The organism is Paraburkholderia sp. C35 (assembly GCF_003121405.1).
GTDB lineage: Bacteria > Pseudomonadota > Gammaproteobacteria > Burkholderiales > Burkholderiaceae > Paraburkholderia.
Genome location: NZ_QBUY01000186.1, coordinates 1 through 8,997 on the forward strand (window position 1 = coordinate 1; position 8,997 = coordinate 8,997).

Here is an 8,997-nt window from a genome sequence, read left to right on the forward strand (position 1 = left end):
CTGGCGGTGTTAGCCCGCTTTCTTTTGCCTACTTTTCTTTGCGGCGGCAAAGAAAAGTAGGTGCCGCCCCGCACAGGGGCAACGCATGAAGTACTAACACCGAATCGCGGATGCCAGACCACTAACAAAAAGCGGACGCCAGCGAAAGCAAAACCTAACCCCCAGCGTCGCAGACAAGAAAAAACCAAACCTTCAACAACACTTCCCAGCACCACCAGCATATCTAGCCGCCTGCCGCTCCCGAAAAAACTCCTCATACGACATAACAGGCCGCTCAGGATGAGTCTCACGCACATGCGTGACATAAGTCTCATAGTCGGGCAGACCGACCATCAACCGCATGGCCTGCCCGAGGTACTTCCCGGCGTTGCGCACATCATCCCGCAATCCAGAGAACATGACACACTCCGTTCAATGCGAACTGCTAACCGTCTGCCCGGCAGGCAGCATTTCAAACGGGGTCTCGCGCACAGTAGGCAGATCCGCGCGACGCGCCCGCACCACCGCAAGCACACCGTAGAACACCACGCTAACCACGACAAATATAAACAGGCCCGCAAGCACCGCATCGACATAGTCGTTAAACATGATCCGATGCATCTGCTCGATCGACTTCGCAGGCGCGACGATCTTGCCCGCATCGGCGGCAGCGCCTAGTTTCGCAGCATGCGCCAGAAAACCGACCTTCGGATTGGCATCGAAAATCTTCTGCCAGCCCGCCGTCATCGTGCAGATCAGCAGCCAGACCGTCGGCACCAGCGTCACCCACGCAAAACGCTCACGCTTCATCTTGAACAGCACCACCGTCCCAAGCACCAGCGCAATACCCGCCAGCATCTGGTTCGAAATGCCGAACAGCGGCCACAGCGTATTGATGCCGCCAAGCGGATCGACCACGCCCTGATACAGGAAGTAACCCCACGCAGCCACGCACAACGCCGTAGCGATCAGGTTGGCCGGCAGCGAATCCGTGCGCTTCAACGCGGGATGGAACGTGCCCAGCAGATCCTGCAGCATGAAGCGCCCAGCACGCGTGCCTGCATCGACTGCCGTCAGGATGAACAGCGCTTCGAACAGAATCGCGAAGTGATACCAGAACGCCATCATCGCCTGGCCGCCAATCACCTGATGCAGAATCTGCGCCATGCCGACTGCCAGCGTCGGCGCGCCACCCGCACGCGCAACGATCGTCGTTTCGCCGACAGCCTTCGCCGTCTGCGTCAACATGTCAGGCGTCAGAACAAAGCCCCATTGCGATACCGTCTGCGCGACTGCGTCCGGCGTCGAGCCGAGCACGGCAGCGGGTGCGTTCATCGCGAAGTAGATGCCCGGCTCGATCACGGCAGCCGCCACCAGCGCCATGATCGCGACGAACGATTCCATCAGCATCGCGCCGTAACCGATGAAGCGCGCGTTCTTTTCGTTATCGAGCAGCTTGGGCGTCGTGCCCGACGAGATCAGCGCATGGAAGCCCGACACCGCACCGCACGCAATCGTGATGAACAGGAACGGGAACAGGTTGCCCGACCACACAGGGCCCGTGCCATCGACGAACTTCGTCAGCGCAGGCATCTTCAGTTCCGGTGCAACGACGAGGATGCCGATCGCGAGACCTAGAATCGTGCCGATCTTGAGGAACGTCGACAGGTAATCGCGCGGTGCCAGCAGCAGCCACACCGGCAGCACCGAGGCGACGAAGCCATAGCCGATCAGGATCCACGTCAGTTGCGTGCCGCTGAAGGTGAACCATGCGGCCAGCGCAGCGGAGTCATGCACGCTCTGTCCGAACGCGATCGATGCCATCAGCAGCACGAAGCCGATGATCGACACTTCGCCGATACGTCCCGGACGGATGAAGCGCGTGTAGACGCCCATGAAGAGCGCAATCGGAATCGTCGCGGCAACGGTGAACGTGCCCCACGGCGAATTGGTCAACGCCTTCACGACGATCAGCGCCAGCACCGCGAGGATGATGACCATGATCAGGAACGCACCGAACAGCGCGATCACGCCTGGCACGGTGCCGAGTTCCATCTTGACGAGATCGCCGAGCGAGCGGCCATCGCGTCGCGTCGAGATGAACAGCACGACGAAGTCCTGCACCGCGCCCGCGAACACCACGCCTGCCAGAATCCACAGCATGCCGGGCACGTAGCCCATCTGCGCAGCCAGCACCGGGCCGACCAGCGGACCTGCGCCAGCAATCGCCGCGAAGTGATGGCCGAACAGCACGTACCTGTTGGTCGGCACGTAGTCGAGGCCGTCGTTGTGCCGCATGGCAGGCGTCATGCGCTTGCCGTCCAGTTGCAGCACGTTGTTCGCGATGAAGCGGCTGTAGAAGCGATAAGCAATGAGGTAGACGCACGAAGCGGCGATCACGACCCAGAGGGCGCTGACCTTTTCGCCGTGCGCAAGTGCGATGGTGCCGAACGCGAATGCGCCGAGTAGCGCAACCGCTGTCCAGATGAGAAAACTGGATGCCCGGTTCATGAGAGTCTCCATACTTGTTTGCATGCCCACCAGCGCGGCTGGCGAGGCCCAATGCAGCGCGCTGTGAAGGACGCCGCGCATGGTCGAAGATGTGCCATGCTCATGGGCGTGTAGTATTCGTCTTCGTCGTATGCGCCACAAGCGCACAACTACGTAAGCGCGCTACGTAGAATTACGTAGGCAGTCCGACGGGCTATCCGCAGATGAAACTCAAGGCAAAGATCTTTCTGCTCGCCATCGTGCCGTTTCTGGCCGCGATTGCAGGCATTGCGTTCGGCGTGCGCCATCAGGCCACGTCGCTGGCGAGCGCGCAGCACGACACCACGCAGTCCGCCTACATGGCGAGCAAGGAAATCGAACTGCGGCATTACGTCGATCTCGCCACCAGCGCGATCAAACCGCTCTACGACGAGGCAGGCACCAACGCCCGCGACGACGCGATGCTGCGCAATCGCGCGCTCGCGATCCTCGAAAAAATGGACTTTGGTCAGGACGGCTATTTCTTCGTCTACGACATGCATGGCCGCTCGCTGATGCATCCACGCGAGCCGGATCTGGTCGGGCGCGACCTGTGGACCTTGCGCGATCCGGCTGGCTCGCTGACCATCCAGCAACTCATCGCGGCAGCCGCGCAGGGCGGCGGCTATGTGCGCTACGTGTGGCATCGTCCGTCGACGGGCAAGCTCGCGCCGAAGCTCGGCTACGTCGTACCGTTGCCGCGCTGGGGCTGGATGCTCGGCACGGGCATCTATCTCGACGACGTCGACACCACACTCGCGCGCATCGATCAGCGCGCATCATCCGATATCGAACACACGATGCTATGGATCGGTGCAATCGCGCTGGCGGGGCTGGGTGTGATCGCCGTGTGCGCGCTGGTGCTGAACGTCAGCGAATACCGCAGCGCGGACGCGAAGCTCAAACGGCTTGCGCAACAGGTGGTGGAATCGCAGGAACACGAACGCGCGAGGTTGTCACGCGAACTGCATGACGGCATCAGCCAGATGCTGGTGTCCGTGAAGTTGTTGCTCGAATCGGCGCTGGCGCGCTTCGAGTTGACCGAGCCGCGCGTGCAGCCGGCGGAAGCGGCGCTGTCTACGGGTATTGGCAGACTCGGCGATGCGCTGCGCGAAGTGCGGCGCATCTCGCATGCGCTGCGTCCGTCGATGCTCGACGATCTCGGTCTTGCCGCCGCGCTCGAACAGCTGACGCGTGAACTCAGTGCGCAAAGTCATCTGGCCATCGGCTTCACGCAGATCGCTCACGATCACGCCACCGAGTTGCCCGACACCGTAAAAACCGCGCTGTTTCGCATCGCTCAGGAAGCGCTGACGAACATCTTCCGTCACGCTCACGCGACGCAGGCGGGCGTATCGCTGGAAGTGTCGGCACGCCGCGTCACACTGTCGATCAGCGACGATGGCCGCGGCTTCGACGTCGAACGGGTACAGGCCGATCCGAGTGCGGGCGTCGGCTTGCGCAACATGCGCGAGCGGCTCGAAGCGCTCAACGGCGAGTTGCAACTGGCGTCGCGTCCCGGACACACCATCGTGACCGCCAGCGTGCCACTGTTCGCGCAGGCAGCGCTCCACATCGAAATGCAGGCAGACCATTCATGAACAGTCCAGCGGGCGCGGCGCGCCTCATTCTCGTCGACGATCATCCCCTCGTGCGCGATGGTTTGCGCGCGCGTCTGGACGCGGTGCCGGGGTTCGTGGTGGTCGGCGAAGCAGGCAACGCCGACGAAGCGCTGGCGCTCGCCGCCGCGCATGAACCAGATCTCGTGCTGATGGATGTCGGCATGCGCGGCATGAACGGTATCGCACTGGCTGCGCTGTTTCACGAGCGCCATCCGGGTATCCGCGTGCTGATGCTGTCGATGCACGACAACGTCGAATACGTGACGCAAGCGGTGCGTGCAGGCGCGAGCGGTTATGTGCTGAAGGATTCGCCGGGCGCGGAAATCATCCGTGCGATTGGCGCGGTGCTGGAAGGCAAGACCTACTTTAGCGAAGGACTGAGCGCGCGCCTGATTCATGCTTCGGCGATGCGCGATCCTATCGAACGATTGACGCCGCGCGAACGCGATATTCTCGATCAGCTTGCCGAGGGGCTATCGAGCAAGCAGATCGCGCAGCGTAATAACCTGTCGGTGCGAACCGTCGAGACACACCGGCTCAATCTGAAGCGCAAGCTGGAGATCGAAGGGCAGGCCGAACTGATCAAGTTTGCAGTGGAGCATCGGCGGACGGGGTGAAGCGCTTCGCGGGTGCGTCACGCCACGCCACACCACGTCACGCATCAAACCTTCCTGACGAATTCCGATTTGAGACTCATGGCGCCAAAGCCATCGATCTTGCAGTCGATATCGTGATCGCTATCCACCAGCCGGATATTTTTGACCTTGGTGCCCATCTTGATCACGCCACCCGAACCCTTCAGCTTCAGGTCCTTGATGACAGTGACGGTGTCGCCGTCCTGCAAGACATTGCCCGCCGAGTCGCGATAGACCTTTGCGGTCGGCTCGTTCTGCATGGCTGACTGACTGGACCATTCGTGCGCGCACTCAGGGCAGATATACACGCCGCCATCTTCGTACGTGAACTCGGAATTGCATTGTGGACAACGGGGCAACGCGCTCATCGGTATTTCCTTGGTGTCTGACGCTGGCGATAAAAGCCGGCGAGTATAGCGCTCCCCGATGGCGGGCTTTCCCGAAATAGCCTCAGTCGCTGGCCTCATCGACAGGCGTCTTGATCTCATCCCGTTTAGGCCGGCGCACTGCTCTCAGCGTCCCGCTGTTCCCGCCGCCGCAGTAGAACCGTGCCGCGCCGTCTGCTTCCAAGCCCGACACGCGCACGCCTTCCGGCATATCGAGCATCTCCAGCACTTCGCCCGTGGCGGGATCGACATGCCGCAGATCGCTTTCGTCGCCTTCCCAGGTGCCGTGCCACAACTCGCCATCGACCCATGTCACGCCCGTGACGAAGCGGTTCGATTCGATGCTGCGCAGGATCGCGCCCGTCTGCGGATCGAGTTGCAGGATCTTGCGCTCAGCATACTGCCCGACCCACAGCGAACCTTCGGCCCACGCGAGTCCCGAGTTGCTGCCTTCGGGCGCCGGTATCACTGCCAGCACCGCGCCCGTTTGCGGATCGACCTTGCGGATCTGGCCGCTGGCAATCTGGTACAGATGCTGGCCGTCGAAGGCCGTGCCGGCCGTAGCAGGGACGGCGATGGCGCGCACCGTCTGGCCGCTCGCGGGATCGAGCGCATTCACCGCTTCGCCCGACGCGAACCACACCTGCTGTCCGTCGTACGTGACGCCGTGCACGTCGTCGATGCCGGGAAAGGGCCCATATTCACGCACGATTTCAGCCGTTGAGCGTTTCATCCTCGCGTCCTCGTCGAAGAAGTGTCGAGCTTTACATGCTAGTCGATAGGCAGCGGCGTGGGGAGTAACAACGCCGTCGCGAAACCGGGCATCGGCGGCATCATCCAGCGCCGCGCGCGGCCCTGGCCGAACGACCGCACCTTGCCCGTCGCAGCGAGCGTATCGAGCGCGCGCTGTATGGTGCGCTGACTCGCGCCGAGCGCCAGTGCGAGCGCGGAGCTCGACCACGCTTCGCCGTCCGCGAGCAGTGCGAGCAGCGGCGCGTGCGCATCTTCGACGGGCCGCGCGAGCACGACCACCGTCGTCGCACGCCGCGGCGTTAGCGCGAAGCCGCGCCTGGTCGCGTGGATATCGGCGAATACGCGCAGCATGGTGCGCAGCCGTCCCATTTCCACGCGCAGCCGCGCGCGATGCGATTCGTCTGCGTGCTTCATGCGGAACGCGCGTTCGATCAGCGTGTCGCGCGGCACGTCGTCGGGCCAGGCTTCGGCGAGTGCGCGCACGAGACTGAACAGCACGGGACGGCTTGCGAGCGGCACGACGTGACCCGCATCGCGCACGGCATGACGGCAGGCATCGACGACAAGCGCATCCGACGCCATCAGGGCTTCGACCTCGTCGAGCAGCAGAAGCCGTGCCTCGCCGCGTTCGATCAGACGTGCAGCGGGTGTATCGAGCAGGTGCGCAGCCGTTTCGACTTCCGCCGACAGACCCGCAATGCCCGCATGACGCGCAGCACGCGCTGCTTTTGCGAGCGCTGCGCGTGCGGCTTTGGTATGCAGGCGCCGCATCGCAATTCCCGCGACAATCAGTTCGTGGATCGCGCTCGAGGCGGGTGGAAAGGGCGCCGCGTCGAACCCGTCGAGCAGACGTTCTGCTTCGTCGAGATGGCCGATCAGCAGCAGGCGGCGCACCTGCAGATGCCGCGCGTGCGCGGCGTTGCGGCGATCGTGATTTGCTTCGAGCGTCTTGCGTGCGGCTTCGAGCGAACGCGTCGGCCAGCCGAGATCGCGCGAGGCCAGCGCGATTTCCGCTTCGGCGACCACGCAGCGGGCGCGCGCAACCGCTTCTTTCGGGCCGAAGGCACGCACCGCGCTGCGTAGCAGGGCTTTGGCGCGCACGAGATCGCCGAGTTGCGCCATCGCGATGCCGCGCAGCGCGAGCGCGGCCGCGTCGTCGCGCAAGGCGACGCGGTTCAGCGCGCCGAGCGGATCACCCGCGTCGAGTGCGCGCGCGGCGGCTACGACGGCTTCGTCCATCTGAATCACGCCACACTTGTCACTCCCGTCCATCGGATGTCCCGCACTAATCTAGCACGGCGCGATCGTTCTACATCGCGCATCCGACGAACAAAAGGAGGGACGAACGATGACCACGCATCCCGTCGCCACGCGCGACGCATGGCTACAGGCACGCCTCGAACTGCTGGAGGCAGAGAAGGCATTGACGCGCCGCAGCGACGAACTGGCGCGGCAGCGTGCCGCGCTGCCGTGGGTCAGGATCGACAAGACTTACCGGTTCGATACGGAAACCGGCAGTGTGACGCTGCCGGAGCTATTCGGCGGGCGCTCGCAGCTGATCGTCTATCACTTCATGTTCGGCCCGGACTACACGGCGGGTTGCCCGTCATGCTCGGCGATTGCCGATGGCTTCGATGGCGTGGCCGTGCATCTCGCGCAACATGACGTCACGTTGATGGCGGTGTCGCGTGCGCCGCTCGACAAACTGCTGGCCTACCGACAGCGCATGGGATGGCGCTTTGCGTGGGCATCGGCGAGCGCCAGCGATTTCAACTTCGACTTCAACGTGTCGTACACGGAAGCGCAGCAGCGTGCCGGCGATATCGAGTACAACTTCGAACGCGGCGGCCACGCGATGGACACGGCGCCCGCACCGGAACCCGTGGTGCGCTTCGCGGCCAGTTGCGGCACGGATGCGCCGACTTACTCGCGCGACCGGCCCGGCATCAGCACCTTCGTGCTTGAGGACGGCGTCGTGTACCACGCCTATTCGACCTATGCGCGCGGTGTCGATGGCGTGTGGGGCATGTACCAGTGGCTCGATCGCGCGCCGAAAGGGCGCAATGAGCGCGGCGTCTGGTGGCGCCGCCATGACGAATACGAGCGGCGTCGAGGCTGATCGTGGAGACGGCTGGCGTGGTCTTCGACAGGTGCGACAGTGGCGCTTCGGCTGTGTCGAGGTACGCGTTCTTCGGCCTCGTTGCGCTGGTGTTCGCGGCTTGCGTGACGCTGACGGTGGTCTGGTGCCACGCGATGGCAGCGATGGGCGAACTGCCGATGCCGGGTGGCGGGTCGCTATCGATGGCATGGGCGCCCATGTGCGGGCAGAAGTGGCCGCGCGTCGCCGTGAATTTCATCGGCATGTGGATCGTGATGATGATGGCGATGATGTTGCCATCGCTGGCGCCTGTGCTGTGGCGGTATCACGAGGCGATCGGTAAAGCGGGTGCGATGCGTGCGGGTGGTCTGACTGCGCTGGCGGGTATGGGTTATTTTTTTGTCTGGGCTGTGGTGGGTGTGATTGTGTTTGCGGTGGGCGCTGCACTATTTGCGCTTGTCGTGAGCATGCCGGCGCTGGCGCGCACGATGCCCGGCGGGGCAAGCGTGGCTGTGATGCTTGCAGGTATCGCGCAGTTCAGCCGATGGAAGTTGCGGTATCTGTCGTGCAGTCGCGCGTTGATTTCACCTGGCGGTGTGAAGCACGGCATGCGTGAAGCGTGGTCGTGCGGTATGCGCCTCGGTACGCATTGCATGTTTTGCTGCAGTGGTCTCACGCTGGTTCTTCTCGTGAATGGGGTGATGAACCTGGTCGTTATGGTGTTTGTGACTCTTTCGATTAGTGTTGAGCGGATGGCGAGGTGGCCTGATCGCGTTGCGCGGGCTGTGGGGGGCTTGGTGTTGATTGACGGGGTGGTGATGGGCTTGAGGGTGTTGTTTGCTTGAGCAGGGGATTTGGAGGTGAGGTTGGGAGGGTGGTGGTGGTGGCATCCGCGTTTTGTTAGTGGCCCGCCTGGGTTGCCCCTGTGCGGGGCGGCACCTACTTTTCTTTGCAGCGGCAAAGAAAAGTAGGCAAAAGAAAGCCGCTAACACCAC

10 protein-coding genes are annotated in these 8,997 nt (G+C 63.1%); 4 read left to right on the forward strand and 6 right to left on the reverse strand.

Annotated elements, in window-relative coordinates; translation table 11 throughout:
• From DK391_RS45150 to DK391_RS43155, 3 genes are all read right to left on the reverse strand, one after another.
• Positions 1–221 (reverse strand): hypothetical protein (locus tag DK391_RS45150; protein WP_204117543.1); only part of this gene is annotated, 221 nt, incomplete at its 3' end.
• The gene (locus DK391_RS43150) at positions 193–399 is read right to left on the reverse strand and encodes a YbdD/YjiX family protein (RefSeq protein ID WP_109484125.1); all 207 of its coding nucleotides are present in this window, start codon (positions 397–399) and stop codon (positions 193–195) included. The genes DK391_RS45150 and DK391_RS43150, both read right to left, overlap by 29 nt.
• A gap of 12 nt (positions 400–411) precedes the next feature.
• Positions 412–2,490, reverse strand: coding sequence for a carbon starvation CstA family protein (locus DK391_RS43155; RefSeq protein ID WP_109484126.1), 2,079 nt, complete (start codon positions 2,488–2,490; stop codon positions 412–414).
• 203 nt (positions 2,491–2,693) lie between these two features.
• Between DK391_RS43155 and DK391_RS43160 the strand changes: the two genes are divergently transcribed.
• A complete protein-coding gene (locus DK391_RS43160; RefSeq protein WP_109484127.1) occupies positions 2,694–4,109 on the forward strand; it encodes a cache domain-containing protein in 1,416 nt (471 codons plus the stop codon).
• Complete coding sequence (locus DK391_RS43165; protein ID WP_109484128.1) at positions 4,106–4,747, forward strand: response regulator transcription factor; 642 nt, start codon at positions 4,106–4,108, stop codon at positions 4,745–4,747. The genes DK391_RS43160 and DK391_RS43165 overlap by 4 nt, the downstream gene beginning before the upstream one ends.
• 44 nt (positions 4,748–4,791) lie before the next feature.
• On the opposite strand, the gene DK391_RS43170 is transcribed toward DK391_RS43165, so the two are convergent.
• From DK391_RS43170 to DK391_RS43180, 3 genes are all read right to left on the reverse strand, one after another.
• The gene (locus DK391_RS43170) at positions 4,792–5,133 is read right to left on the reverse strand and encodes a zinc ribbon domain-containing protein YjdM (protein WP_109484129.1); all 342 of its coding nucleotides are present in this window, start codon (positions 5,131–5,133) and stop codon (positions 4,792–4,794) included.
• Between the two features lie 82 nt (positions 5,134–5,215).
• Positions 5,216–5,884 (reverse strand): glutamine cyclotransferase, encoded by a 669-nt coding sequence (locus DK391_RS43175; protein ID WP_109484130.1) that lies wholly within the window; start codon positions 5,882–5,884, stop codon positions 5,216–5,218.
• A gap of 38 nt (positions 5,885–5,922) precedes the next feature.
• Positions 5,923–7,143, reverse strand: a complete 1,221-nt coding sequence (locus tag DK391_RS43180; protein WP_109484132.1) for a helix-turn-helix domain-containing protein — start codon at positions 7,141–7,143, stop codon at positions 5,923–5,925.
• Positions 7,144–7,252: 109 nt separating this feature from the next.
• Between DK391_RS43180 and DK391_RS43185 the strand changes: the two genes are divergently transcribed.
• Positions 7,253–8,023 (forward strand): DUF899 domain-containing protein, encoded by a 771-nt coding sequence (locus DK391_RS43185; RefSeq protein WP_109484131.1) that lies wholly within the window; start codon positions 7,253–7,255, stop codon positions 8,021–8,023.
• A gap of 134 nt (positions 8,024–8,157) precedes the next feature.
• Positions 8,158–8,847: a DUF2182 domain-containing protein gene (locus DK391_RS43190; RefSeq protein ID WP_109484133.1), complete on the forward strand. Its 690-nt coding sequence runs from the start codon at positions 8,158–8,160 to the stop codon at positions 8,845–8,847.
• The last annotated feature ends 150 nt before the right edge of the window (positions 8,848–8,997 follow it).

Coding starts and splice junctions, on each gene's coding strand:
- DK391_RS43150 (WP_109484125.1), bottom strand. CDS start 399: ATGTTCTCTGGATTGCGGGATGATGTGCGCAACGCCGGGAAGTACCTC.
- DK391_RS43155 (WP_109484126.1), bottom strand. CDS start 2,490: ATGAACCGGGCATCCAGTTTTCTCATCTGGACAGCGGTTGCGCTACTC.
- DK391_RS43160 (WP_109484127.1), top strand. CDS start 2,694: ATGAAACTCAAGGCAAAGATCTTTCTGCTCGCCATCGTGCCGTTTCTG.
- DK391_RS43165 (WP_109484128.1), top strand. CDS start 4,106: ATGAACAGTCCAGCGGGCGCGGCGCGCCTCATTCTCGTCGACGATCAT.
- DK391_RS43170 (WP_109484129.1), bottom strand. CDS start 5,133: ATGAGCGCGTTGCCCCGTTGTCCACAATGCAATTCCGAGTTCACGTAC.
- DK391_RS43175 (WP_109484130.1), bottom strand. CDS start 5,884: ATGAAACGCTCAACGGCTGAAATCGTGCGTGAATATGGGCCCTTTCCC.
- DK391_RS43180 (WP_109484132.1), bottom strand. CDS start 7,143: ATGGACGAAGCCGTCGTAGCCGCCGCGCGCGCACTCGACGCGGGTGAT.
- DK391_RS43185 (WP_109484131.1), top strand. CDS start 7,253: ATGACCACGCATCCCGTCGCCACGCGCGACGCATGGCTACAGGCACGC.
- DK391_RS43190 (WP_109484133.1), top strand. CDS start 8,158: ATGGCAGCGATGGGCGAACTGCCGATGCCGGGTGGCGGGTCGCTATCG.